Origin of the sequence: Pedobacter metabolipauper (assembly GCF_004362715.1) — a bacterium.
Taxonomy (GTDB): Bacteria; Bacteroidota; Bacteroidia; order Sphingobacteriales; family Sphingobacteriaceae; genus Pedobacter; species Pedobacter metabolipauper.
The window spans coordinates 677819-704134 of the sequence record NZ_SNYC01000003.1 but is presented as its reverse complement, the minus strand read 5'-3'; the positions used below and the strand labels follow the sequence as shown (position 1 = coordinate 704134).

Here is a 26316-nt window from a genome sequence, read left to right as displayed (position 1 = left end):
GACAAATTGATTAAGTTAAAGATTATATAGCTGTTAATTTGCCTAAGGATGTTGAATCTCCATGGACAAAACCAGCAGGTCTTTGATTAAGCGGTTTTTAATTTTCTCATAATTGAAATCTATTTGATTATGAGCATAGTTATAAAACGTTAACTTATGATTGAATACCGGAACACCAAGTTCATAAGTGGATTCTTGTAAGGATTTTTCCAGCTCCCAACTATTTGTAGTTTCTCTAATACCTTCAATCATCGTATTAAAGATTACGATCTTATCCTGCCTGTGTGCGTCGGCCTTAAATATAAAAGAGAATAATGCATGTGCAAAAGATTTAATGGCGTCTAACACCATTTGATGATCAAGTAAAGCTTTATTGAGAAGTGCATTTAATTTGGATCTTATCTCATTTTTCTGATCAGTTTCATCTGTTTGATCTGACCCTGCCAAAAGGCTTTGCTGGTAATTTTTCAGGTCATCTATATCATCAAATAAAATTCTAACCCCTCCTTCTGTGCTTTCAATAAATGCAGGAGCTAAAAGTTTGCTGTCAAAATCAGTTAATAAGACATTGTTAGCCTCTATTATAATGGTATTTCTCATATTTCAATTCTGGATCTGCGTAAAGATATCAATTAAAATTTATGCGGGATTAAAAGCTTGTGAGCATACCTGGTGTCTGACTATAAACAAACCATTATTGACGGGGATCAATTGTACAAAGTGATTCTATTATTAAACAGAAGCCCGGCTCTAAATTTACAACCGGGCTTTCGTTTAATTGGTTGTACTATTATTTATATTTCGACTCTTCTATACGGAAGCTGCTTTTTTGGACAAAGGTCTGTCCATAATCATCCTTGGCACGTACTTCAATGCTATGTGTACCCAACGGACGGTCATTCGTTAATTGAGCCCACCACAGGTGTGTGCAATTTGCAGGTTCGGTTGGCCGGCGACCCGGGAACAAAATATCTGCGGTATCCCAGCGATAAAGTTCTGCGATATATGCAGGATCGGGTTCGACGATATACCGCATTGGTTTCCAATTTTCATTGTCTATCCGGTATTCTACCTTACTTCCCTTGTGTCCCATAAAGAAATTTGCATAGAGGCGTCCACGGCCTTCCCACCAGATGGTTGCCATCACTTTTCTGTGGAATAAGCCAATTTGATAATCTTCCGGCTTTCCGGATACTTTATAATCTGCCTTATATTTGTTGCCAGATATTTGCATGGTTACAAAGCCGACAGGGGTTCCATCACTCATGGTAGACTCTGCAACACCACGCTCATTGATCTTTCCGGAGTACCAGTTTCCGCAGGCAGCACCAACGTTGTATTCATGTAACCGTGTTTCGTTTGGCCATCCATCTTCTTTGGTGTAAAAAAACTGCTGATTGTTATGAGTATGTGCCGATAATACCAATACATTGGTGTATCCTTTAAAAAGATTGAACAACTGCTGTCTGTCTTCTTTCCTGAATGAGTTTTCATTTACAATATTCATTTGGATGTGGTTGGCAATGATGACCAGCTGATCTTTTTTTACCTGCTTTAAATCATTTTCTATAAAACGAAACTGTTTCTTGGTATATCCTGCCCATAACCCTTTTCCTCCACGGGGATCCGGAAAAACGTTATTGTCTAAAATAATAAAATGGGCCTTGCCATAATTAAATGAATAGCTGGCTGGTCCGAAATCAGCTTCAAATGTTTCATCATGAAGAGAGTCAATTCCTGAGTCGGTATTCATGTCGTGATTTCCGAGTACATTATACCATGGCACATGCAGGTTTGATGTCAATTTTTTATAGTCGCCGTTTAGTCCGAGGTCTTCCTGCACCATATCCCCTAAGCTAATGCCAAACGCAATATCTTTGACCTGTGCTGCTTCGGATAGGATTGATTTATTATAATATTCCAGCTCCCGTTTATCTAAAACCTGCGGATCTCCCATAACCAGGATCTTAAAATCATCATTCTCCACTTGTTTATGCAATGCAAAATTTATTGATTTGGGAAGCTTTCCTGTCGGTGCTACTCCCTTAAATTTGGATTTTGGTGAGCCTAAGGGTTTGTGGATATAGTACGACTGCGGTAAGTTGTCTGCATTTAAGCCAACCTGGTATCCTGATGGTTTAATGACAAAGATGATGTCATCTTTGCCGATCGGCAGTTCATAACGTCCGCGCTCGTCGGTTAAGACAACCTCTGATCCATTGCTGACTGCAACTCCCTTGATTCCACCTTCTGCCTTATCTTTTATATTGTTTACATTTTTATCTTCATACACAATACCAATTGCTTTTTCTTGTGCATATAGTTTAGATTGCACCAGCAAAAGCAGTACAACCCATAGCAGTTTTTTTATCATGATCTTATCGATGAGTTTAATCTATTTTTTGTTTTTTAGTAATTTATTGAGCAGCCAGTCATTGATCTCCAGCATCTGTTCCGGGTAGGTCCAGTGTCCCGTTTCCTGTACCAAACGAAGTTCTTTGGTTGCTTTGATCACATTGTAGGCGGCATAAAAGGATGTTGGAGGAACCGTATCGTCATTGTATCCCCAGGCATATAAGCCTGGAGCATCAACACCACGGGCAAAGTTGACCACATCATAGTAAGCGGATACTTTTATCTTTTCTTCTTTTGCCAGGAAGGAACTGTTCTGTGCTGCAAAGGGATGCGGCCATCCGCCTGCACGTCCGTTGAGGTAACCTGTTAAGTCGCACAAAGCGGGATACTGTACAGCGAGATATTTAATACGCTTGTCTAGCGCGGCAGTAACGATAGACAATGCACCGCCCTGGCTGCCACCCCACACGCCTAAATTGCTCCCGTCATACTGGGATAAAGTAGCAAGGTAATCTACCGCACGTACACAACCCAGGTACACTCTTTTGTAGTAGTACCGGTCGCGGTCATCGAGATTCATATAATAGTAATCTCTCAATGCCCCTAATGTTAAATTGGAATATAAAGCAGCAGGCGAAGTAACAGAGATACCATGAATGCCGATCTGGAGTGTGATCATACCACTATCTGCCAGTGCTATCAGGCCTGGATATGGCCTGATGCCCGCACCTGGTACTTGGAGCAATGCAGGATATTTACCGGGTGCTTTTGGCACACAGAGTATCCCATAGATCCGGGAGCCGCTGACCTGGTTTTGAAAACTCAGTTCATACACATTCGTTTTTTCTGTGCAGCGATCTGGTATCAGGGTGAGCAAAGGATCTAAAGGCAGCTTTCTTGCTTCAGCCATTGATTTTTGCCAGAACTCCCAAAAATCTGCGGGCAGGGTTTGGGTAGGCTTGATATCCAGGGGCTGATAGGCTGCTGTGGCTATCCCGCGGTACATGGTGCCATTGACTGTAACACGCGCATCACACCTCAAAAAGCCTGGCTTTGTCATCTTGCTTTTAACAAGGATGCCATTTCCGTCTTTAATAACCGACTCGCCTTTAGTGTATGCTGCCATCTTTTCAGGACCTATTGAATAACTGACCTTTATGTTGCTTACCGGAACCTGGTGTTGAAGTACGGTTACCCGAAATGTTGCTTCCTCTCCTATTTTATAATTCCAGTCTGCTTTGTCCGGGGACACCAATACCTGAATTGGCGCTGGTGGCCTGGACTGGGCAAAAACGTTGCTTGCAACACTGAGCAACAGACACATTACGCATAGCGTATGGTATTTAAATAACTTGTTCATTCTATTAGTTATACTGTTTTATTTCGGTGTAGAAGGTGTCTATTGCTAAGGGATCTGGTACAAATGCAGTCCTGTATTTAATGGTAGAATTTACCTTGCAATTTGGAAGACGCGTAGTTTCTCTAAAAAGTGGCGGCCGCCCAACTGCCCTTACCGGCTCTTCACGCAGTTTTACTATTGTTCCATCTTCTTTGATATACTCGATTTCTAAAAATATAGCCTGGGCATTTACACCGTACCAGGTGATCTCTGCGCCTTTAAATGCTGGTGTAGTGCCTTGCAGTGGTAAATTAAGCCAGGATACCGATTTGATTAACCGGTTACTGATGGTTTTTTGATAGGATTCACCAAAAACTTCTCCGATAACCTGGCTGCCGATAGAACGGTTTCCGGATTTGTCGTAAGTATACACTTCAAAAGTATATAAGCTTTCTTCCATATTGGGTAAGATTACCTTTATTGTATCCACTTTTGAAGTTTTTTGAATGGGAACAACTACAGAATCCGCGTGGTTGTTCCAGTATACTACTCCTTTGACAACTTTAGGATCTGACATGATGAGCCATTGCAGTGCGATGCGCTGATTACCGGGAAAAGCTGCCAGTGAATCTGCTTTACCGGGATAAGTAATTTCTCCACCTTTCAAATAATCGGAATAGGTGTCTCCCATCTTTTCACAAGATGCTGTCAGCATCAAAAACGCAGAGGCAAGGAACAGCAGGGACAGTTTTAATGTTTTTATATTCATAACCATATCTTATATTTATTTAGCTGGCTGCCCCCATAGCGATAATTCGTTGACGTGAAGGAAGCCAAATTCTCCGCGGATTGATGCCCAGTTGTCGATATGCTTCCAGGCCAGATAACGAACGGCCGGTGCATCGATGTTGAAATTATATTCCTGGCCGGCTGCACCTATCGTGCGGTCATCTGCCGAGTTTTGTCCAACGGGTAAGCCTGAAGGCTTAATCATTTCCTGATGCGCTATGATTACCCAGCTGTTTGGATTTTCTGGTGTGTTTGTTCCCCAGATCTCCCACTCATGCGGGTTACCGTGAGAAAAATATCCGCCGGCAACTGCCCGCTGCCAGATTTTATACCGGCTTAGTTTTACTGAAACCCCCAAATCAAACGGGATCCAGATGGGCAGTTCAAAGCCCGACTTGGTATGGAAAAAGTTTGCTACGTTTCCATCCCATAAATTGGGTATTGGATAAGCCGTTGAATAATCAACACCTTCTACCATCCGGTTTCCGGAAATTGGCAATGCTCCAACCTGGGGTACTGCATATTTGGTCCGTATATCCTTAAACTTCTTTTTATCGATCTCTTCTTCGTAAATAGGCGTTAATTCGGTTTCTAAAGTATCAGAATGGTTGTCCCAGCGATCTTTAATAAAGATCCCAAACTTATAGGGTTTAGAATCTAAACCCCTAACTGCAAACTGGTCTTTCGTTAAGCCGCTGTAATACGTATCTATCTGTACCCATTCCTTAAGCTGTTCGTCCCAGCGTAACGTTCCGATCACCATATTGCTGTTCACGCTTCCGCTTACTGCCGTTGGATTTTCGAAGTCTACCACGATGCCGCCAAATGTTTCGTTGATTCCTAAAGATTCAAAAACAGTAAATACCGGTGCCTGCAAGGGCTTGATATTGACTTTTATGGGAGCTGATAACTTTTCAGAACGGCTTACGGCATACAGGGTAACTTCCCGTTCTGCTTCATCACCAAAACCTTCCAATACGATATTATTGGTTAAGTAAGATGCCTTTGACTCTACCTGCCCCGATTTTAGGGTATATACCGCCTTGATATATAACAAATTTTTGTCGTCTGGTAATGCATAGCTGATCTTCGCCCCGCCGGCCAGGTTCTCTACCCGAACGTCGTAAACCGGACCAGGTGCTGCACCATCATCTTCGATCGGTATAAACCTTTCATCATTACATGAAAAAAATCCGGTTACACAAACCATGAATACTAAGCATAGTTTGCCTAAATGTTTGAATTGCATACTTTTTGCTGATTTAATAAGTTAATATTTACCATCCTGGATTTTGAACGAGGTTGGTGTTGATTTGTAATTCAGATAGCTGAATGGGTGTAAAATAATCACGCATCGCAAATCGTTGATTGAAGAGTAATACCGGACGATAGAAAGATTGCGGATCTTTCTGCTCGATATCCCATCCGTGTACCGGGCCATTGAGGTTATCACGGGTGTGGGCGGTTAACCATCTTTTTAAGTCCCAGTAACGATGTCCTTCAAAGGCCAGTTCGTTGGTACGTTCCTGGTGGATGATCTGTCTCATGTTCTCTTTATTGGTGTAGTATCCAGGCTGGGTGGAATAGGTATCCCATGATCTTTCAACGGTAGGGATGCCGGCTCTTACACGAATTTTATTCACCCATTTAGAAACTTCCGGGCTGTAGCCTCCCACCTCATTTAATGCTTCTGCATAGAGCAGGTACAGATCTGCCATACGGAATTCCGGCCAGCTATACCCATAGATATTGGCTGCAGGCATTTGTGGATTTTGAAGGCTGCGAATATCAACCAGTTTTTTGATCTGGTAACTGGTTATTGAATAGCCGGATACACCAAATCTTGCTGAAAGTTCTCCGGAACGTCCCTGAATGTAGAGCATTCCGCTGGTAGTGGCATTTTCCTGGGTTACATTATAGTTGTTCGTTGCATTTCCAAACCAGATCCCCCTGTCAAATCCGATTGATGCATAAAAGCGGGGTTCCCTGTCATAGTGCAGCTTCACGGTTACCTGTCCTTTTTTAACATAGTAACGGTCTTCTGTTGCTGCAGTGATCAGTTCTTCATCTGATGATCCTACCCAGTCTTTATCATACGATATGGGCAGGCCCTTATCGGTATAATATTGTCTGACCATTTTCAATGTAGGTGCAATTGTTCCCCTTGGTGTTACGGCATCTACTCCCCGGTCTCCGGCCAATATTTGCGGCATGAGATACCGCTGCAGATCAGACACGCGGCTATTGGTAAATGCCCAGAGGGTTTCGTTGTTATTTTCCCGCTCTGTAACGGCGGTACGGATATCCAATTGTGTTTTTATGGTATCATTAATGGTGTACGAGAAACTGCCACCAAAGGTATGCAGCCCGAAGCCCTGGCCTTCGGCAAATTCTACGGCACGTTTACATGCTTCTGCTGCATTTACCCATTTTTGAGGATCGACGGTGGTATTAAATAATTCTTTGCCGCGGTTATCTGTTAATTTAAAAAAGCTGGCACTTCCTCCGTTAAAAAGCGGACTGGCTGCCGTTACCATTACCTTAGCTTTTACTGCCAGTGCAGTTGCCCTTGTGATCCGGCCGAGTTCGGTGTTTTCAACCCCGCTGATGTTATCTGGCAAGCTTTCATTGGCAATGGCCTGGTCTAACAACTCCACGATGTAGTCAAAACACTCATTTACGGGTTGTCTGTAGATCTTTACCTGCTCTGGCGTAGATTCTAATGGCAGATTTTCTTTGATCAGTGGAATCGGTCCGTACATTCTTACCAGGAAAAAGTGATAATAGGCCTTTAGAAAAAGGACTTCTGCTTTCCAGCGCTCTCTTTCATATTCTTCCAGGTCTACCACCTTATCGATATTTTCCAGGAAGGTATTACAATCCCGGATGGCTTGAAAATAGGGTTTTCCCTGGTTGCCTCCGTTCCAATAATTTGCCAGCGGACTTTGTACGTTCTGGAGTCCTTTGGCAATATTTGATACCGACTCACTGATGCCTGAGGCATCCATTGGATAGAAATACCAAACTTCGTCGGCTGCATTGAACCCGGGATTTACGCCCAGGTTGCCATTATTTGGTAAATAAGAATAACAGGTAAAGAGGTAACGTTCTGCTGATGACCGCAAATGGAATGCATAGTCTATTGTTGGCACATTGTCAGGAATGATGTCTAAATATTTCTGACAGGATTGAAGCATAATTGTAAAGAGGACAATTACACCTAATTTAATCGCTTTCATATAATTGTTTGATTAAAAGTCTAGTTGTAAACCGATGTTCATTACGCGCTGCAGCGGGTAGCCTAAGCCATTACCTGCCATTTCCACATCCCAGTACTTAAAGCCGCTGATGGTGAACAGGTTTGTTGCAGAGCCATACAGACGCAGGTTGTCTATATTGATGCGTTTCGATAATCTTTTGGGAAACGTATAACCAAGCTCTACACTTTTTAGCCTTAGAAATGCACCGCTGCGCATAAACCAGGTACTGCTTTGATTGCTATTGCCATTGTAAGTGGATGAGAGTCTGGGCCAGATGGCGTACAGATCCCGGTTTTCTTCTGACCAGTGACTATTGGCATATACGTCCAGTAATTGGTTTTGCAGCTGTTTTCCATTCAGGAAGCCTGCACTTATTTCGTCTTGAGACCTGTAATTGATAAACGGAGAAGTTGCGTTTACATCGATCCAGAATGACGACCGTGCTGATCCCTGGAAAAAGGCTGAAAAATCTATGGCCTTATATCGGCTCGAAAAGCCAAATCCATATACAATTTCCGGAACAGTTGGAAATCCGATAGCTACCTGATCCAGACTATTGATTACCCCGTCCTGATTGATGTCGCGATATTTAATATCACCTCCCCTGGTTACAAAACCACCAAAATTCTGAACTGGTGAACTCTGTACCTCATTGTCATCTACAAAAAGGCGTTCTGCAACATATCCCCAGCGCTGTGAGGTGGAATGTCCTTTACGATATAACCAGGGTTCAGCATAGGCTGGTTCTTCGAAAGCTTCATACCTGTTTTGTGAAAAGGTAAAATTGCCCCTCAGGGATAAATAGAAATCTTTTCCGATGTTATCTGAGTAATCCAGCTGCAGATCTGTTGAGCGTGACCTGACCTCGCCCACGTTAGCCCTTTGTGTAGCCTGTAATCCCATTGTTGCCGGAATTGAAGCCCGGTTCATCAAAATATTATAGCGGTGATCCATGAAGTATTCAGCGGTTAGATTGAATTTATTCCATAATCCCAGTTCTACACCAAGGGTGGTGTTTTTTGAAGTTTCCCAGGTAATTGCCGGGTTGGCGTAGCGACTGATGCTATACCCTGATCCTCCATATCCTCCAGTTGTTCCAAACAGATAACCATAACCGGCTTCGTTCATATTAACTTCTGATAAATAGAAAAAGCGGTCTGTCGCGCTTCCGATCTGGTCGTTTCCAACCAGGCCGAGATTTGCCCGCAGTCTTAATTTGCTTACTATTGGCCTTAACTTTTCAAAAAATGCTTCGTTAGAAACTGCCCAGGCTACGCCCGCTGACGGAAAGAACCCAAATCTGTTTTGGGCTGAGAACCGCTCTGAGCCATTGTAACCAAAGTTGAACTCAAAGAAATACCTGCTGTCATAATTGTAGGTGGCCCTTCCGGAAACGCCCAGGTTTCTTATTGGAAGTGATTGCTGAAGTGTTGCCGCATTGCTTTGTGTTTCTGAGCGCATTACGAGTATCCCCATACCAGACACATTGTGCTTTGCAAATGAACGGCTATAGTTTAGCGCACTCTGCAAATGAAAAACAGCGTTTACAGTTTCGCTGCCGCGCACAAAATCTAACCAGTCGGTACCGCCTCCTGAAGAGGCCGAACCATCGTTCAATGCGGTAAGCTGATAGGTATCTGCCAGTTTATCGTAATAATTTAGCCCGTACCAAAATGGCGTATACTGACGTCCAACTGATGAATATGCCCTTCTGTTGGTGTTCATCATGGCGTTAAAGGAAAGTCCTTCTGTTAAAACATTCAAATCCTGATTAAGCTCTACCTGGGCAACCATCAGTGATCTGCTGTATTCCCTGTATCCCTTTACCATTTCTGCGTAAGGGTTTACCGCATTGCCTTGTAAGGTATTACCAAATTTAATGTGATTTAACGCTTTATCTCCAGGCAGATCAGGATAGTATGGAAGGAAACGCGTTTGCGGCGCGCGCATCACCATTTTATAAATGTCTTCTCCACTGGATAACGGCCCTGTATAATCATCAAAGTTGCCATTCAGGCGTATACCTACCTTTGTGGTTTTAGAAACATTGATGTTTACATTGGAACGCAAATTATAGGAACCAAGATCAACATTGGAATTGAAGTTGTTTCTATTGTCTACCTTCAATACACCATTGTCTTTGTTATATGTTCCTGAAATATAATAGGTCATCGCTTGTCCGCCGCCACTTAAGTTGAAGTTATAGCGCTGATTTAACGTATAATCTTTAAACAATGACTCTTGCCAATCCACGGTTGGAAAAGCAACGGCATTGGTTCCTGCAATGGTATTGTCAATCTGACTTTGTGAGTAGATGGTTTCTCCAAGCGGATCCCTGGTTAATACGGCCTCATTACTTAAGCGCATATAGGTGATGGGATCTGCTAGTTCTATTTGTTTGGTAGGTGCAGATAATGAATTTTCAGCACGGAAACTAATTCGTGGTTTACCTTCTACACCGCCTTTTGTTGTTACGAGGATTACCCCGTTGGCACCCCTGGCCCCATAAACTGCACTTGCCGTGGCATCTTTTAAGATGGAAAACTCCTTAATATCGTCTGGCTGTAAACGCGCCAGATCGGTGGTGGTATATTCCATACCATCAATAAGGATTAGCGGCGACTGGCGGTAGCCAAAGGTTGTGGCTCCGCGAATAAAGAACTGGGCATCATCAGCGCCGGGTTCACCACTTCGCTGATAGGCAATTACCCCGGCAATTCTTCCTGCCAGGGCAGTGGTTAAATTGCTGGATGGAACTTTAAGTTCTTTTGGATTTATGGTTGTTATGGAACCAATTACAGATTCCTTTTTCTGCGTTCCATAACCAACAACAACGACCTCTTCAAGACCGCTCTGATCGATCTTTAAGGTTACATCTACTACTTTCTTTCCGGTAAGCGGCACTTCAACCGTTTTAAAGCCTACCATACTAAATACCAATATGGCATCTTTAACGGGTACTTCTAAAACATACTTTCCGTTTAAATCTGTGGTGGTACCTATGGAAGATTTACCTTTTACCACTACGGAAACCCCTGGAATGGGCCCTATAGAATCTGTTACGGTACCAATGATGGTCAGATCCTGCTTTGTAAGTCTTTCTACAGACCTCAAGTTCTCATCTGCCCTGAGTGTAATGGTTCCGGGACGTTTGCGGAATATAATTCCCTGTCCTTTAAAAAGAGAACCCAATACATTGTCCAGGCTTTCATTTTTTACCTGTAAAGAAATGGGTGCCATCCGGTCGAAGATGCGTTCATTATAGAGAAACCGATAGTCTGTCTGCTCTTCAAGTTCTTTGAAAACTTCTTTAATGTTCGCTCCCTTAACCGAGATGGTTACAAGTTGGGCTTTGGTACCTGCATTGGCGCCCATGACCAATATTAATGTTAAAAAAACAACCAATTTCATTATCCTTACTATTAAAGGCCATTTTGTGGTGTTGGTTGAGGCAAGTCCATAAAATCCCCTTTCCAGGGCTTGGACTTGTATCAAATATTTCATACTTTCGTAAAAAAAGGGTTAACAATTAAACCATTTATGCTTTTGGTTCGATTAAATTTTTAGATCCCATTTTATGACCGGAAGTGTTGCACCACTTTCGGTTTTTATTTGGGCTTATTTTTTTGTCTTTGTCTGTTTTTAGCCCATAGTTCCTTTCCTTTATTTATTGATTTTTACCATTACATTTCTGCCATCGATTTCAAAATGCAGTCCGCTAACGTCTGTTAAAGCTTGCAAAACGCCTCCCAAGCTTGAAGACCTGGGCACACTGCCGGTATATACCTCATCTTTAATATTCCCTTCGTAAGATACCGTCACCTCGTACCATCGGGCAATCTCTTCCATGATGTCTTTTATACGGTCATGGTCAAACGTGAAATAGCCTTCTTTCCATGCGATATCTTTTTCTACATTGGCTGCTTGTATAACGACTCCCCGGGGCTTGAAAACTGCCTGCTGACCTGGCTTGAGCATACTTACACGCTTTCCATCCTCAATGCGGACAGAACCTTCAACCAGGGTGGTACGTACACGCCTGGTATAAGCAGAAACATTGAACTGGGTACCCAGCACACGGATGGTTTTTCCGCCAACTTCAACATAAAAGGGTTTCTTAGCATTTTTAGCTACCTGGAAGTACGCTTCACCTTCTAATGAAACCCGACGTTCATTGCCGTTAAATGCTACAGGATACCTGAGTTTTGAGGAAGAGCTTACCCAGACTATACTGCCATCGGAAAGACTAACTTTAAACTTTCCTGCACTGGATACTGCAATCTCATTAAACTGTCCATTTTCTGTTTTTATAGAATGGTGATACATCAGTTCTCCATTTTGAGAAAATGATAAACTGGCTGCCCCGTCCTTAATTTCTTCCCCGGTTTGTCCCAATTTAATTTCCTCTCCATTGGATAGTTTAAGTACCGCTGTATTTGGTCCGGCCAATACATCATTTTTAAATCCAAACTGATTGTCCTTAATCAGTTTATTGTCCTTATTTAAAAAGATGCTCCAAAAGCCAAAGCCAAGAATACATAGAAGTATGGCGGCATAGGGCAGCCACTTCTTTAAGGAGATATATGGGGAAGCTATGATCACATCTGCCTGTTGATCTTTGGCTTTTTTCCTGGACATTATTTTATTCCAGGCTTCGTCGGTATCTATGCGTTTGTAATACTGCAGGTCACGATCTAAGGGCCTGCGATCTTCGTAGCGTTCGAATATTTTCTTTTTTTCCATATCGTTTGATACGGCTGCTAAGAAAGCACGTTCTTCTTCCTGGGTAAGCTCCTTTTTCAGATACCGCAATACCAATTCGGAAAAATCGTATGCTTCGTTGTCTTTCATTCCATATTTATTTGAGGGTGTTCAAATACTAAGACACGGAAAGTTTAAAAGTGGGTGGAATGAAAAATACTTTTTTTTATTTCCAGGAGATCAGGTTCCCGGAACAAGTTCTTTTCTCAGCAGAAAGAGGGCTCTTTGCTTTTGGCTTTTCACGGTATTTACACTGATCTTTAACTCGTTCGCGATTTGCGGATTGTTTAGTCCCTCGAAATAGCCCAATCGAATAATTAACCTGCAGCCCTCCGGTAATTTTTTTAAGGCATAATGGATCTCTCCTACTATTTCAGAATGGATCATTGCAGAGAGTGCATGCTCTTCGTCTATTACAGGAAGGTTATGGTTGGATTCAAACTGTTCAACTACTTTGCCTTTTCTTAATTTGTTGAGGCAAGCATTTTTAACGGATTGATAGAGGTAACTGCGGATGACTTCATTTTCAATATATACAGTTTCACTCCTTTCTATAAATGCAACGAAAACATCCTGAACTACATCTTCAGCCAGATCTTCATCATTCAGGATCCTTCTTGCAAAGTCACATAAACGCACGTAATATTGTTCAAACAGGCTTTTATGAGAACGTGTATGAGAACCTTCATGAGAACGTTTGTGAGAACGTTTTTGAGAACCCATCGATGCATCTAAGGAGTCTTGTTCTACAAGGTTGTTGCCATAATTTATCATTGATTTCTAATCCCCACTATTGATCTCTTTGAGATCGCTAAGTTAGACCTGCTATGTTAACTTACTGTTAATGCTAAACTATTTTATAAGATTTGGTTGAAAGAGGTTGTATTCATTTGGCGAGGTGTTTTTTGATTATTATTGAATATGGTGATTTAACTAAGCCCGCGATTCAAAATCATATCGTTGGTACCGGAAACCAATATTCTTTAATGACGTGTTGATGTGTCTAAATTTGATAGATTCCATCTGTTCATTTTGTTTAATTACTAAAAATATTAGTAATTATAGTGTTTTAACTTCTATCTTTACATCATAATTATCTTGAGCAACCAAGGCTGCAAGATTGGGAGTAATGACATCAGATCAAAAAGAGACACTACAGCAGCTGCAAAAGCAGATTCTGGAGATGCAGGGCTTTAAACCTGCACTGCCGGGTAATGCCGAAGGCTTTGGCCTTGGCCCGCTGGAACATTGTTTTCCAAATGCGGTCTTCCCCGTTGGCACTATTCACGAATTCCTGACTGATAACCCGGAAGAGGCTGCTGCCAGCGATGGTTTTATTGCTGGATTGCTGGCTAAGCTGATGGAAACCGGCAATGCTTGTTTATGGATCAGCCGAAACCGGAAGCTCTTCCCCCCTGCTATGCAAAGTTTTGGTGTGATGCCGGAACAGATCATCTTCATTGACCTCTACCGTGAAAAGGAGATTCTTTGGGTGATGGAAGAAGCACTTAAATGTGAGGGGCTTGCAGCTGTTATTGCAGAACTGCCGGACATTGACTTTGCGCAGTCACGCAGGCTACAGCTTGCCGTTGAGAAGAGCCATGTTACCGGAATGCTGCTTAGAAAAGAACCTAAACGTCTATCGGCAACTGCTTGCACTGTGAGGTGGCATGTTAAGCCCCAGCCAAGCGAGATGATGGAAGGTATGCCTGGCGTTGGCCATCCCCGCTGGGAAGTAAACCTCTTAAAGGTTCGTAATGGGCATACGGGTAGTTTTTTGCTGGAATGGGCTGAAGATCATTTTGCTCCGTTTGCTGCTACCGAGCCTATTGTTGAACACACCAAACAGGCGGTATAATATGAAGCGCTTTGTTTCTATATGGTTTCCGCATTTATTGACGGACTGGCTTGTCATCCGCAAACCAGAACTAAAAGGGCGTGTATTTGTCTTTACTGAACCCATTCATGGAAAGGTGATGATTACCGCTGCGTCCAGAGATGCAGAAACTAACGGAATCTTTGCGGGTACTCCGCTTGCAGATGCCAAGGCCATTGTGCCAGGCATCCAGGTGTTTGATGACCAGCCCGAACTGGCCAGAAAAGTGCTTACCCGTATCGGCAAATGGGCCATCCGTTTTACTCCAATTGTAGCCATTGATCTTCCAAATGGAATTATCCTGGATTCCAGCGGCTGCAGTCACCTATGGGGCGGCGAAAAAGGATACTTGAAGATGATTCTGGAAAGACTCCGTGAATCCGGATACAGCTGCCACGCTGCCATATCTGATACCATTGGCACCTCCTGGGCAATTGCGCGTTTCGGGAGTGTTTCTCCCATCATCAATGAAAACCAGCAATATAATGCGATATTAAACCTGCCACCGATCGCCCTGCGTATTGATGAAGCAACGACACAACGCCTGCATAAACTGGGGCTGGATAAGATCGGTAAATTTATCCAGATGCCACGTTCTGTACTGCGCAGGAGATTTGGAGAAGAATTTTTACTGAAACTCGGACAGGCACTGGGAACTGAAGAAGAGACCATTAAACCGCTAATCGTTGTGCCACCATATGAAGAGCGCCTGCCCTGCCTGGAACCCATCCGCACTAAACCAGCCATAGAGATCGCGATTCAAAAGCTCCTGGAATCCCTTTGCTCGCGTTTAAGCAGTGAAGGATTGGGTATCCGCTATGCGGAACTTAAAGGATACCGGCTGGACGGCAAACTGACACAGGTGCATATCGGCACCAACCAGTCTACCCATCACGTTTCGCATTTATGCAAGCTTTTTGAACTGAAGATTGCTGCAATTGAACCTGCCCTTGGAATTGAGCTTTTCATCCTTACTGCCACTAAGGTTGAGCCGGTAAGCATTTATCAGGAAAAGCTGTGGAACGGAAAACCTGGTCTTGCGGATAAAGGACTTGCCCAACTGCTTGACAGGCTTGGCGGAAAGATTGGGCTAGAGGCCATAAAGCGCTATATTCCAGCGGCACATTACTGGCCTGAACGTTCCCTGCGCCGTGCAGCGTCGCTCGAAGAACAGACAGAAACCACCTGGCAGATTGCCAATCCGCGTCCGATGGAACTGCTGGCACGTCCGGAGCCCATTAAAGTTACTGCTCCCATTCCAGATTATCCGCCCATGAACTTTAGGTATAAGGATGAACTCCATACGGTAAAAAAGGCCGACGGACCGGAGCGTATTGAAAGAGAATGGTGGATGGACAAGGGTGAACATCGGGATTATTATATACTAGAGGATGAAAAAGGACGGCGCTACTGGGTGTTTCGCTCTGGTCATTATAACGATGAAAAGTCGCAGTGGTTTATCCATGGATTTTTTGCTTAACTAAAAGAACATATGAGTTATTGTGAACTACAGGTTACCAGCAACTTCAGCTTTCTGCGCGGTGCTTCACATCCGGAAGAAATGGCTGAACAGGCCGCTGCATTCGGCTATCCTAAAATAGCCATTACCGATGTAAATACACTTGCTGGAATTGTACGTGCCCACTCAGCTGCAAAGAAACATGGTATCCAGATTATCCCTGCTGCCAGGTTAGATCTTTTAGACGGACCGAGCATGCTTGCCTATCCAACTAACAGAGAAGCTTATGGAAGATTGTCTGCCTTACTGAGTCTTGGCAACCTGCGTACAGAAAAGGGGAAATGCCACCTGTACCGGGCTGATGTTTTTTCGCATAAAGAAGGCTTGCTGTTTATTGCCATTCCGCCAGATTCATTGAGCAAGGGATTTGATTTTGAACTAAATTTTCTCCAGGATCTTAAAATCTATAAAGACGCTTTTGGTTCTTCGCTTTATCTGGCAGCCAGCAAAAGTTACCAGGGACAGGACCAGAAAAGGCTGTTCCGGCTGGATGAACTGTCCCGGCAATTGGATGTGCCTCTGGTGGCCACAAATGACGTTTACTATCACCATCCTAAACGAAGGGAATTGCAGGATGTGCTGACCTGTGTTCGTGAAAAATGTACCATTCAAACTGCGGGTTTTCGTCTGCACCAGAATGCTGAAAGACACCTGAAGCCTATTGAGGAAATGCAGCGGCTCTTTCGCAATTATCCGGATGCCATTAAAAGGACTATGGAGATTGCTGAGCTTTGCCAATTTACGCTGGACAGTCTGGAGTATATCTATCCGGAGGAGATTACTTCTGATGGAAGAACGCCCCAGGAGGAGCTGGAATTCCTGACCTGGAAAGGTGCCAAAGAACTATTTGATAACGATTTACCGCAAAAGATCATCGATAATATCAATTACGAAATGGCATTCGTTAAAGAGATGAACTATGCCTCATATTTTCTGACTGTTTATGATATTGTACGGTTTGCACGGGAGCAGAAGATTCTTTGTCAGGGACGTGGTTCTGCCGCCAACTCTACTATCTGCTATTGTCTGGGCATTACTTCTGTAGATCCGACTAAGTTCGACCTGTTGTTTGAACGGTTTATTTCTTCTGCACGTAACGAACCACCGGATATTGATGTTGATTTTGAGCATGAACGCCGGGAAGAGGTGATCCAGTATGTTTACAACAAATATGGCCGTGACCGGGCTGCCATCGTGGCCACAGTTACCCAGCAGCATCAGAAAGGTGCCATCCGTGACGTAGGCAAGGCGATGGGGATTTCTGCTGATACCATTAGCCGGCTTTCTGCATCCATCTGGGAGTTTACTGATGAGTGGTTTGAACCTGAACGAATTATTGAGCAAGGATTAAATCCTAAAGATCCGCTGCTATTAAAGGTACTCGAACTTACCGGGCAGATGATCGGGTTTCCGCGCCAGCTTGGGCAGCATACCGGTGGTTTTGTAATTACCAGGGGGAAGCTAACCGACCTATGCCCCATTTTTAATGCCCGCATGGAAGACCGCACGAACATTGAATGGAACAAAGATGATATTGATGCGCTTGGCTTCCTGAAAATCGACGTACTGGCTTTGGGGATGCTTACCTGTATCCGTAAGGGATTTGACCTGGCCAAAAAACATTATGATCTGGATCTTACTTTGGCTGGTATCAATAAAAACGAAGATCCAAAGGTTTATGAAATGATCAGCCTTGCAGATACCGTTGGTGTGTTTCAGATTGAAAGTCGTGCCCAGATGTCTATGTTGCCCAGGCTTAAACCGAAAGAGTTCTACGACCTGGTTATTGAAGTGGCTATTGTGCGGCCAGGACCGATACAAGGCGATATGGTACATCCTTATTTAAGGAGAAGAAATGGTGAGGAAAAAGTAGATTACCCTAAAGAAGAACTCAGAACTATTCTTCGCAAAACATATGGTGTTCCGCTTTTTCAGGAACAGGCGATGAAGATTGCCATTGTTGCCGCAGGTTTTACTCCTGCTGAGGCCGATGAACTACGCAGAAGCATGGCCACTTTTAAGGCGAAAGGCATGGTTGCCAATTTTGAACAGAAACTTGTTGGTGGCATGATGGCCAATGGCTATGAAGAGGATTTTGCGAGACGGGTATTTAAACAGCTGGAAGGTTTTGGCAGTTACGGATTTCCGGAGAGCCATGCCGTCAGTTTTGCATTGCTTGTATATGTTTCCTGCTGGCTTAAATGTTATTATCCTGATGTTTTTGCCGCTGCCATCCTTAATTCTATGCCCATGGGTTTTTATCAGCCTGCACAGTTGGTTATTGATGCACGAAATCATGGTGTAGAAGTACGGGAAGTTGATGTGAACATTTCTTTCTGGGACAATATCCTGGAAGAAAAAGCAGGGAAATATTGTGCTTTGAGATTGGGCTTCCGTCAGGTAAACGGAGTTAATGAAACGGATATGAAAGCATTGGCTGACGGGCGTGGAACTGGTTATCCGAATATCCACAGCCTTCTGGATGCCGGGGTTCCATTGATGGCACTGGAACGATTGGCTGATGCTGATGCTTTCCGGTCTATCGGGCTAGACCGCAGGCAGGCACTATGGGAAGTTTCGGCTTTGAAAGATCGCCCTATTGCGCTCTTTAACGGGCAGCCATCAGAAAGTGACCAGGAGGCTCAGATTGAACTTCCTTTGATGAGCAAAGGCGAACACGTGGTGCAGGATTATGCATCTACCTCACTTTCGCTGAAAGCACATCCGGTAAGTTTTGTGAGGGAAAAACTAAAACTGCTGCATGTTAAATCAACGAAAGAGATTGTTGATGTAGAAGATGGCAGAACGATCAAAGTGGCCGGACTGGTATTGGTTAGGCAGCGTCCGGGAACAGCGGCAGGGGTTTGCTTTATTACCATTGAGGATGAAACTGGGTTTAGCAACCTGGTTGTATTTCAGAACCTGTTCGAGAAATACCGTAAGGAGATATTGCAGTCGCGCCTTTTAATGGTTGAGGGTAAGCTGCAGCGAGAGGGCGCAGTGGTGCATATTATTGTACAGAAATGTTTTGATTACACGGGCTTACTGAAAGGGATGACAAACCATGATGATGACCAGCTTCCATTGCTTACCTTATCTAAATCGGATAATAAATCTGGCCCAAGCCAAATTTATTATTCAGGCAGGAACTTTAAATAGGCTATACTAATTTGTCTGATTCTTAATGTCTATAAGCATTTCGGAGTTACTATACTTTTTAAAATGTTTTCAAACATTATTACAGGTAGTCAGTTTATTATATAGCACTACCTGTTAATAATATGACTAAAAAGAAAAAATCTACGAAGCCCGTTAAACTAGAAAAATGGAAATCAACATCAGACAAACAGGTTGCTCCCCCTCCTGCACCACTACCTCCTGATGAACGTATCGGATATGCAATTGTAGGTTTGGGCCACCTTGCTCTGGAAGAAGTAATTCCGGAACTGATGGCCTGTAAATTTAGTCGTCTGGCAGCTTTGGTAAGCAGCGATGAAGAGAAGATGGAGAAAGTCGCGCTTCAGTATGGTGTTAAACCAGAAGCCTGCTACACCTATGATAATTACGACGATTTAAAGGATAATGATGATGTTAAGGTAATTTATATCATTTTACCGAACGATATGCATAAGGAATTTACCATTCGCGGTGCAAAAGCGGGTAAGCATATTTTGTGTGAGAAGCCGATGGCAAATTCTGCTGCCGAGTGCCGGCAAATGATCAAAGCCTGTAAAAAGGCTGGCGTTAAACTGATGATTGCTTATCGGATCCAATACCAGCCGCACAATCTTAAACTAAAGGAATTAATTAAGAACGAGCAGTTTGGAAAGGTTAAATATGTTGAAGCTGCTAATGGACAGAGCAGTGCCAATCCGGAACACTGGCGGCATGTTGGTGCCCAGGCTGGAGGTGGAGCATTGCCGGATATCGGGATCTATTGCCTGAACACAACGCGTTTTTTACTTGACGCCGAACCTACGGAAGTGTTTGCATATAAATACTCCACTCCCGGCGACCCGCTGTTTAAGGATACAGAAGAGCTGATCTCCTGGCAGATGAAGTTTAAAGACGGAATTATTGCATCCTGCATGGCTCATTACAAAGTTCATGAGGTTAAGACGTTAAGGGTTCATGCAGAACATGGCTGGATGTTTATGGATAAAGCATTCGCGTATGCCGGTCAGCAGTTGACTACGGCCAGAGCAGAGGGCGAAATGTCTATACAGGAGAATATTGGTTTGGCAGAGACCAAGCAATTTGCTGTAGAGATGGATCATTTTTCTCAATGCATTTTGAATGACAAAGAATCTGATACTCCTGGAGAGGAAGGTTTGCAGGATCATATTATTATGGAAGCTATTTATAAATCTGCAGAGACAGGTAAGCCTGTGAAAATAAAATATTAGACCCAGCAAGTTGATGATTATAAGTTTATAAAGGAATGCCGGGGCGGTAGATTTTATTCTCCTTGCCTATCAATACTGTTAATCCTCTTTTTTCAGCAACATGAAATACCGTATCCCGGATAAGCTCTACATTTTCGAAATCGATATCAATCACGAAAAAATCTCCGTGTTCATCAAAGACTAAATAATTACCCCAAACAATGCTGGATGGCAGATCAGGAAAACTCCTGGCAATTTCCTGAGCCGCATCTTTTAGAACGGCATTCAGTACAGTTGGTGGCTGCTGTATTTTCTTTCCTATATCAGTCCAGGCTTTATAGTCTGTGGGGGCAATGCTATCGCTTAGCGCCACGATTATTGAATACTTCATCAGGGGGGATTTGGCTTATATTTTATATTTTAAAAACATTAGTTTTTGGTGTGAAGTGCAAATTTTAGTCGGCATCCAGTCCAATATACATTCTGTATTTGCAAGCGAACTGTTCTATGCCAGTTAATGAAATTATGATTTCCCCTTGCTGCCATTCTATGCTTCCAATATCGTTGTGCCCAAATTTTTCCAGATCGATTCGGTTCGGTGTTCCCAATAGCGCGGTTAATTTATCTTTCAGCATCAGGAACTTCTCGTTGCCTACATCATCAGTCCCCAAATACTCATCCGTATACATGAATGGCTCATTGCTCTTTTTATCGGCCCACTTCATTACCCCTACAAAACTGTGAAAACCATCGAGGATGTTATGTTCGCCAAGAAAGTAATTTGTACGATCACCACTATCTCTCCTTTTAACCGCAATACGGTGTATTTCCATATAGGTGGCAGTCCATGGAATGAGCACACCCGTATCTTCAAATAAAAGGCCCTTCTGCAAATTTTCCCAAATCTGCTTTCTTTTTACTTCGGGATCAGTAGCGTAAGGAAAGATAAAATTGCAGGATACTGCTTTAGCGGGCGAAGCACCAGTAAACAAGTTCTTAATCTGTTTTAATATATTCATGCCGTATTTCTTCCAAATGTTAGTCTATGTTTATGACAAGTTAAAACCTTCCTTATTTGTTTCATTTTTATAGATTAAAAATGGGCACAATTATAGATAGCAATAAGTACTATGATAAAAAGCTCCATTTTATATCTATTCCTCTTCATTTCTGCCTTTTCTTACGGACAAACAAATATTAAACAGGCATTTAAAAAACATGCTTTACAAGGCAGTATTACGATCTATAATCAAAATAAACGAACGTGGTTATATAGCGACAGTCTTGACGCCGTTCGCGAAATGGTTCCTGGTTCGACGTTTAATATTCTAAATTCCAGTATTGGTTTGGAAACAGGTGTAATCAAAACTGAAAAAGAAATGATTACCTGGACTGGCGGTAAGTCTGATTTACAAATGGCTTTTCAATCTGATCTACCTCCCTATTTTGAATCACTTGCCAAAAAGACGGACCGGAAAGATTATACTGAATTTCTAAAGGCAGTAAATTATGGCAATCATCAGGTACCAGGAACGGGAAATGATTTTTGGAGTAAGGGGCCTTTGAAAATATCTCCTGTAGGACAGATCAATTTCTTAAGATTCTTTTTAAGGGAACAACTCCCATTTTCACCAAGGACATTCCGCATTGTAAAAGAATTAATGGTTGATCCCAAAGCCTCCGCCTATATGCTGCTTCAGCAATTAGCGGCAGTTACTGCTGAAGGAAAAAACTATGTCTGGTATATCGGGGCTGTGAAAACAAAAGACAATGCGTTCTATTTTGCCACACGTCTGGTTAGGCCGGTGAATAAAACAAAGGATTCTTTTGACAGTACAATCAAAACAATGACTCTGGATATTTTAAAACAAATCAAATTGATCAATTAACTGATATTTAATTAGCCCAAACTATCCAGGCTGTGAGCTGTTTATAAAATGCACTTAGCTTTATCATTATGTCTATTAAAAAACTCTCTAAAACAAGCTGGAAAATCGAACCCGGCCGTGTTACTATCTATCCTTATGGACTGTTATATATCTTTGCTGCCATAATTACGGTACTATTCTCAAGCCTTATCGTTATTTATATCAGCTTTCTAAACGTACCTATTGCAGACTCTTTATTTGTCATACTTTTTGCATTGCTCCCCGTAGTTTTATTTTGGGGTTTTGCGACTACCCGGATAGAGTTTGATTCCGAAAAAGGAAGGATGCGTAAATTGTTTATGGGCTTTTTGCCTGTTAACTCCATTCCATTTTCGAGTCTTCATGGTATCAGCCCGGTAGTTAATGTTGCGGGCGGTTATAATTACCGTATGTTCCGCAAGGATGCACGCTATGGCAAAGGCATTGTTGTTTCTTCCGGCTATGCTAAAAATGATGACCCTAATGCCATTGCTTTTGTTGGAGAAGCTGTACCGCTTATACACGGATATCTGGAGCAGCACGATACACCTGCTGACTTTGTTTCGGAACCTATTAACTTCTACCGCTTTTTTAATCAGGAGGGCAGCGTTTATACCGTTAAGAACAAAAAGACCGGAGCAATTCTATTTGGTTTAATGTTTATTGCGCTGGGGTTGTGGCTGACGACTACAGAAACCGATGGCATCTTTGTAAAGATCTTCCTGGTTGCTTTTGTCGTGTTCATTGGCCTTATATTCATTAATGCGGCATATACTAAAATAACTTTTGATACTGCAGCTCATACCATCCAAAGAACGGGTTTGGTAAAATTTTGGCACCGGGAATATCAATTGAGTAATTATGCCGGCCTTCAGACGGTACGCAGATCAATCAATTTTGTGTATGCAGGTACTGATATTAACATGTACTTTAATATTCCAGAAAAAAATGGAAAGCAGGAAATACTTACGGTGTCATCGTTCAAAAAAAGCACGGATATTGAGCGGTTTATCCAGGAGGTTTACCAAATTATGGGGATTTGATATGAATAATATTTTGCGTTTGTCGTTTTTAGTGCTTCTATTAACCTTTCATCTTTCAGATATTTCTGCGCAGGAAAAGACCGGAAAGCCTACATCGGCAATAGCTGCTGATATATCTGCGATCCGGGCGCAATTTCAGAAAACCAACTCCGTTCCTTTGAAAATGGAAAAGTTCAATTATGAAGCGGAAGGTTGTGTGGAAGATGGTATAGTAACCTACTTCACCAATGGGAAATCAATTGTAAAGATCATTGAATCCGGCAGCATTGGCGATGGCAGCTGGATTAATGAATACTATTACCAATCCGGAAAGGTTATTTTCTGTTACGAAGTGATTGTTGGCGGACCGGCTATAGGTAACGTTACGAGGACTGAGCGCCGTTATTATGTTAAAAATGATCGCATCATTCAATATATAGAGGATAAGAAAATAATGAAGCCTGAACCAGGGGCTACAGTGATTATAAGAATTGCCAATGAAATATTAAAAGCATATACCACTAAAGACTTTGCCAGTGCTTTATGCAATCCTTAACAGCGATTGCTAATTACTCACGTCATCATTATTGATTCCACGCTTGTTCTTTTTAATCGCGTCTTTCAGTTTACCAAATTTGTAGCTTAAACTTCCTCCCATTGTTCTAAAGTTCTGCTGACTGTGGTTAACCTGGTTAAAATTGGGTCCAAATCTGTCGGTTACATTTACACGATAACGGCTGAACGGGTTATTGGTGAAAGCCGAAAAACTGAGTTTGTCCTTAATGATATCTTTATTTACGTTGAAGGCAGTACTAACAAACGCATTTGTTTTTTGCTGTACCGTAAGGTCTCCTCCGTTAAGGTAAGCACTACCACTTATCCTCCAGTCTTTAGGCAGGCGCAAGCCAGTGCTCAGGTTACAGTTAAACATGAAGCCTTTATTACTAATCGGCTGGCCACCACTAATCCCATCTGCCCAACCATGCATCAGGTTCCCGTTTATACTCAGGTTCCATTTTTGGGTTAGCGGATAGTTGAAGTTTACATTTCCACCTAGTGCTTTTGCGCCACCAGTGTTTTCATATCGGGTACGGGTAATATTTGTTGCAGGATCAAAATCAGAAACCTGAAATATCAGTCCCCGGATCCAGTTGTACATCAGGCTTACATTCAAATTACCTTTATTGGTGAGGTTGTAGCCCATCCGAATCTGATTGCCTTTGGTAGGGCGCAAGTCAGGATTACCTGTGTTTTCAAAGATTGGGTTGGTACGATCTACAAAAGGATTCAGTTGGTTGATACCTGGACGCTGGATGCGCTGATTCCAGCCAATGTTGATGGAACTGGTTTTAAACTGTCTGGACAAAGTAACAGCAGGCACTACACTCAAATAATGCTGATTAACTGATGAAGCGGTGGTAATAAAATCAGCATCAACCGCCGTATTCTCCAGACGAATCCCTCCCTTAACCGACCAGCTCTTCCAATTATACTGATAGGTGTTGTAGGCTGCAAGAATGGTTTGGGTATTGTTAAAGGTATTTGTTTTTGCCGGATCAATGGCATAATTGTCTTCTGTATCTCTGGAGAAGTACTTAAAATCGCTTTCATTGGTACGGAAGATCCCTTTTATACCTGCTTCTATGCTCAGCTTTTTAACCGGGTACACATAATCCAGTTGAACGGTATGCTCGCTCATCACACTTTCATTAACCTGACGAAAATCGGGCAGACTATAATTGTTGCGGTTCGTGAAAAGCTGTCCGGTAATATCCTCGTTATTAAAACCATAATAGCGATAAGAAGCTGTGAAAAGCTGGCTCTTGTTTCGGCGAAATCCCCGCTGATAGTTCAGGGCTGCATCTGCACCTTTACCGGAGTTGTCATTATTAGTCAACAGGTCATACTGCTGCAGGATCACGGCGTTGCTTTGCAACAGGGAATGCTGGAAAAATTCTCCTGCTCCGTTACTTCCATTCAGGTTTATCTGGGCGGAGAGCAGGTTCAGTGAATCTATTTCATAGCTCAGTTCAGTACCCAGATAGGCGTTCCTGGTATCGCTTTCCCGGTCTGCACTCTGAAAAAGATTAGAGGGTACTGCGTCGGTACTGATCCTGGATATGGTAATTCCTGTAGTGGGCGTATTGGCGAAACTGGCACCGCCAAATGCAGATACTCCAAATTTGCCAGACTTGATTGTAAAAGAACCGCCTAGTGATGGTCCGCCAAGTGGGTAACGTTCGCTAAGTGTTACATTTCCACTATAACCATTCTCAATTGCCTTATTGGTTATAATATTGATAATCCCAGCCAAACCCTCTGCATCGTATTTAGATGATGGTGTAGTGATTACCTCAATTTTTTGAATGCTGGAAGCCGGCATGCTTTTCAGCACGTCTTTCGGACTCCGCTCCATCAGGCTCGAAGGTTTTCCATTGATAAATATCTTGTAGGCAGTATTTCCGCTAAGTTGGATGTTATCATCCGCATCTACGGATATCAGGGGAACTTTACGCATCATTTCTAATACGCTGCTGGATTTGCTATCCGGATCGGCCTGCAGATCATAGGCAATGCGGTCTGCTTCCTGTTTGATTAAAGGTCTTGCTGCAGTTACGGATACCCCTTTAAGCTGGGTATTGGCAGGACTAATTGTGATCATTCCCAAGTCAAGTGTTTCCTTCTCTCCCAGTGTTATTTCTAAAGTCTTTGTATTGTATTCTACTGATAGCAGCGATAGGATAAATTTTCCTGCAGGAAGCTGGTCGACCTTAAAGGTTCCATCTTTCTGGCTAAGCTGGGTTTTAATAACTTGCTTGTCCGGGGTTTTCACTGCTATGGTTACAAAGGCTGCCGGATTTTTAGACACAGAGTCGATTAGCGAGCCTTTTATGCTATAGGTTGAAGCAGCAGTTTGTGCAATAGCAGCATATGTGCAGCTTAGAAATGTTATGAAAGTGAGTAGAAGTTTCCGTTCCATGTCTGTAATGTTTTGTGGTTAGACGACATGTTCTAGTAACATGTTACACATGGATACTAATTAAACCTTGTACTATGCATAACATACTAATGAGGTTGATGTTTCGATCTGTAAATTTATAGA

19 protein-coding genes are annotated in these 26316 nt (G+C 42.7%); 7 read left to right on the top strand and 12 right to left on the bottom strand.

Annotated elements, in window-relative coordinates:
- Window positions 1-42: 42 nt before the first annotated feature.
- From ATK78_RS03080 to ATK78_RS03040, 9 genes are all read right to left on the bottom strand, one after another.
- The gene (locus tag ATK78_RS03080; protein WP_133574586.1) at window positions 43-600 is read right to left on the bottom strand and encodes a hypothetical protein; all 558 of its coding nucleotides are present in this window, start codon (window positions 598-600) and stop codon (window positions 43-45) included.
- Window positions 601-790: 190 nt separating this feature from the next.
- Window positions 791-2374: a calcineurin-like phosphoesterase C-terminal domain-containing protein gene (locus tag ATK78_RS03075; protein WP_133574585.1), complete on the bottom strand. Its 1584-nt coding sequence runs from the start codon at window positions 2372-2374 to the stop codon at window positions 791-793.
- Between the two features lie 21 nt (window positions 2375-2395).
- Window positions 2396-3715 (bottom strand): acetylxylan esterase, encoded by a 1320-nt coding sequence (locus tag ATK78_RS03070; RefSeq protein ID WP_166664807.1) that lies wholly within the window; start codon window positions 3713-3715, stop codon window positions 2396-2398.
- A 4-nt stretch (window positions 3716-3719) separates the two neighbouring features.
- Window positions 3720-4463: a DUF4998 domain-containing protein gene (locus tag ATK78_RS03065; RefSeq protein ID WP_166664806.1), complete on the bottom strand. Its 744-nt coding sequence runs from the start codon at window positions 4461-4463 to the stop codon at window positions 3720-3722.
- 15 nt (window positions 4464-4478) lie between these two features.
- Window positions 4479-5732 (bottom strand): DUF5000 domain-containing lipoprotein, encoded by a 1254-nt coding sequence (locus ATK78_RS03060; protein ID WP_133574583.1) that lies wholly within the window; start codon window positions 5730-5732, stop codon window positions 4479-4481.
- Window positions 5733-5760: 28 nt separating this feature from the next.
- Window positions 5761-7722 (bottom strand): RagB/SusD family nutrient uptake outer membrane protein, encoded by a 1962-nt coding sequence (locus ATK78_RS03055; protein WP_133574582.1) that lies wholly within the window; start codon window positions 7720-7722, stop codon window positions 5761-5763.
- 12 nt (window positions 7723-7734) lie between these two features.
- A complete protein-coding gene (locus ATK78_RS03050; protein WP_243732419.1) occupies window positions 7735-11154 on the bottom strand; it encodes a TonB-dependent receptor in 3420 nt (1139 codons plus the stop codon).
- 252 nt (window positions 11155-11406) lie between these two features.
- Window positions 11407-12594 (bottom strand): FecR family protein, encoded by a 1188-nt coding sequence (locus ATK78_RS03045; RefSeq protein ID WP_133574580.1) that lies wholly within the window; start codon window positions 12592-12594, stop codon window positions 11407-11409.
- Window positions 12595-12684: 90 nt separating this feature from the next.
- Complete coding sequence (locus ATK78_RS03040) at window positions 12685-13278, bottom strand: RNA polymerase sigma-70 factor (protein ID WP_133574579.1); 594 nt, start codon at window positions 13276-13278, stop codon at window positions 12685-12687.
- Between the two features lie 355 nt (window positions 13279-13633).
- On the opposite strand from ATK78_RS03040, the gene ATK78_RS03035 reads away from it, so the two are divergent.
- The 4 genes from ATK78_RS03035 (at window position 13634) to ATK78_RS03020 (ending at window position 20305) form a co-directional block, all read left to right on the top strand.
- Entirely contained in the window at window positions 13634-14362 is a 729-nt protein-coding gene (locus ATK78_RS03035; protein WP_133574578.1) for an ImuA family protein, read from the top strand.
- Between the two features lies 1 nt (window position 14363).
- Window positions 14364-15860, top strand: a complete 1497-nt coding sequence (locus ATK78_RS03030; protein ID WP_133574577.1) for a Y-family DNA polymerase — start codon at window positions 14364-14366, stop codon at window positions 15858-15860.
- Window positions 15861-15872: 12 nt separating this feature from the next.
- Window positions 15873-19058: an error-prone DNA polymerase gene (locus ATK78_RS03025; protein ID WP_133574576.1), complete on the top strand. Its 3186-nt coding sequence runs from the start codon at window positions 15873-15875 to the stop codon at window positions 19056-19058.
- Window positions 19059-19180: 122 nt separating this feature from the next.
- On the top strand, window positions 19181-20305 hold the full coding sequence (locus tag ATK78_RS03020; protein ID WP_133574575.1) for a Gfo/Idh/MocA family protein: 1125 nt from the start codon (window positions 19181-19183) through the stop codon (window positions 20303-20305).
- Window positions 20306-20330: 25 nt separating this feature from the next.
- Here ATK78_RS03020 and ATK78_RS03015 read toward each other — a convergent pair whose 3' ends face one another.
- Both ATK78_RS03015 and ATK78_RS03010 read right to left on the bottom strand, forming a co-directional pair.
- Window positions 20331-20675 (bottom strand): hypothetical protein, encoded by a 345-nt coding sequence (locus ATK78_RS03015; RefSeq protein WP_133574574.1) that lies wholly within the window; start codon window positions 20673-20675, stop codon window positions 20331-20333.
- A 64-nt stretch (window positions 20676-20739) separates the two neighbouring features.
- A complete protein-coding gene (locus ATK78_RS03010) occupies window positions 20740-21303 on the bottom strand; it encodes a hypothetical protein (RefSeq protein ID WP_133574573.1) in 564 nt (187 codons plus the stop codon).
- Between the two features lie 111 nt (window positions 21304-21414).
- Here ATK78_RS03010 and ATK78_RS03005 point away from each other — a divergent pair, with 111 nt between their 5' ends.
- From ATK78_RS03005 to ATK78_RS02995, 3 genes are all read left to right on the top strand, one after another.
- Window positions 21415-22173, top strand: coding sequence for a class D beta-lactamase (locus ATK78_RS03005; protein ID WP_133574572.1), 759 nt, complete (start codon window positions 21415-21417; stop codon window positions 22171-22173).
- 68 nt (window positions 22174-22241) lie between these two features.
- Entirely contained in the window at window positions 22242-23234 is a 993-nt protein-coding gene (locus ATK78_RS03000; RefSeq protein WP_133574571.1) for a hypothetical protein, read from the top strand.
- A gap of 1 nt (window position 23235) precedes the next feature.
- Window positions 23236-23769 (top strand): hypothetical protein, encoded by a 534-nt coding sequence (locus ATK78_RS02995; protein ID WP_133574570.1) that lies wholly within the window; start codon window positions 23236-23238, stop codon window positions 23767-23769.
- Window positions 23770-23778: 9 nt separating this feature from the next.
- Here the strand turns inward: ATK78_RS02995 and ATK78_RS02990 are convergent, their stop codons facing one another.
- Window positions 23779-26193, bottom strand: coding sequence for an outer membrane beta-barrel family protein (locus tag ATK78_RS02990; protein ID WP_133574569.1), 2415 nt, complete (start codon window positions 26191-26193; stop codon window positions 23779-23781).
- Window positions 26194-26316 lie beyond the last annotated feature (123 nt).

What these genes read in the sequence shown, in the direction of transcription:
- ATK78_RS03055 (WP_133574582.1), bottom strand. Translation starts at nt 7,722, where the DNA reads ATGAAAGCGATTAAATTAGGTGTAATTGTCCTCTTTACAATTATGCTT.
- ATK78_RS03075 (WP_133574585.1), bottom strand. Translation starts at nt 2,374, where the DNA reads ATGATAAAAAAACTGCTATGGGTTGTACTGCTTTTGCTGGTGCAATCT.
- ATK78_RS02995 (WP_133574570.1), top strand. Translation starts at nt 23,236, where the DNA reads ATGAATAATATTTTGCGTTTGTCGTTTTTAGTGCTTCTATTAACCTTT.
- ATK78_RS03020 (WP_133574575.1), top strand. Translation starts at nt 19,181, where the DNA reads ATGACTAAAAAGAAAAAATCTACGAAGCCCGTTAAACTAGAAAAATGG.
- ATK78_RS03010 (WP_133574573.1), bottom strand. Translation starts at nt 21,303, where the DNA reads ATGAATATATTAAAACAGATTAAGAACTTGTTTACTGGTGCTTCGCCC.
- ATK78_RS03030 (WP_133574577.1), top strand. Translation starts at nt 14,364, where the DNA reads ATGAAGCGCTTTGTTTCTATATGGTTTCCGCATTTATTGACGGACTGG.
- ATK78_RS03005 (WP_133574572.1), top strand. Translation starts at nt 21,415, where the DNA reads ATGATAAAAAGCTCCATTTTATATCTATTCCTCTTCATTTCTGCCTTT.
- ATK78_RS03015 (WP_133574574.1), bottom strand. Translation starts at nt 20,675, where the DNA reads ATGAAGTATTCAATAATCGTGGCGCTAAGCGATAGCATTGCCCCCACA.
- ATK78_RS02990 (WP_133574569.1), bottom strand. Translation starts at nt 26,193, where the DNA reads ATGGAACGGAAACTTCTACTCACTTTCATAACATTTCTAAGCTGCACA.
- ATK78_RS03080 (WP_133574586.1), bottom strand. Translation starts at nt 600, where the DNA reads ATGAGAAATACCATTATAATAGAGGCTAACAATGTCTTATTAACTGAT.
- ATK78_RS03050 (WP_243732419.1), bottom strand. Translation starts at nt 11,154, where the DNA reads ATGAAATTGGTTGTTTTTTTAACATTAATATTGGTCATGGGCGCCAAT.
- ATK78_RS03035 (WP_133574578.1), top strand. Translation starts at nt 13,634, where the DNA reads ATGACATCAGATCAAAAAGAGACACTACAGCAGCTGCAAAAGCAGATT.
- ATK78_RS03070 (WP_166664807.1), bottom strand. Translation starts at nt 3,715, where the DNA reads ATGAACAAGTTATTTAAATACCATACGCTATGCGTAATGTGTCTGTTG.
- ATK78_RS03065 (WP_166664806.1), bottom strand. Translation starts at nt 4,463, where the DNA reads ATGAATATAAAAACATTAAAACTGTCCCTGCTGTTCCTTGCCTCTGCG.
- ATK78_RS03025 (WP_133574576.1), top strand. Translation starts at nt 15,873, where the DNA reads ATGAGTTATTGTGAACTACAGGTTACCAGCAACTTCAGCTTTCTGCGC.
- ATK78_RS03045 (WP_133574580.1), bottom strand. Translation starts at nt 12,594, where the DNA reads ATGAAAGACAACGAAGCATACGATTTTTCCGAATTGGTATTGCGGTAT.
- ATK78_RS03000 (WP_133574571.1), top strand. Translation starts at nt 22,242, where the DNA reads ATGTCTATTAAAAAACTCTCTAAAACAAGCTGGAAAATCGAACCCGGC.
- ATK78_RS03060 (WP_133574583.1), bottom strand. Translation starts at nt 5,732, where the DNA reads ATGCAATTCAAACATTTAGGCAAACTATGCTTAGTATTCATGGTTTGT.
- ATK78_RS03040 (WP_133574579.1), bottom strand. Translation starts at nt 13,278, where the DNA reads ATGATAAATTATGGCAACAACCTTGTAGAACAAGACTCCTTAGATGCA.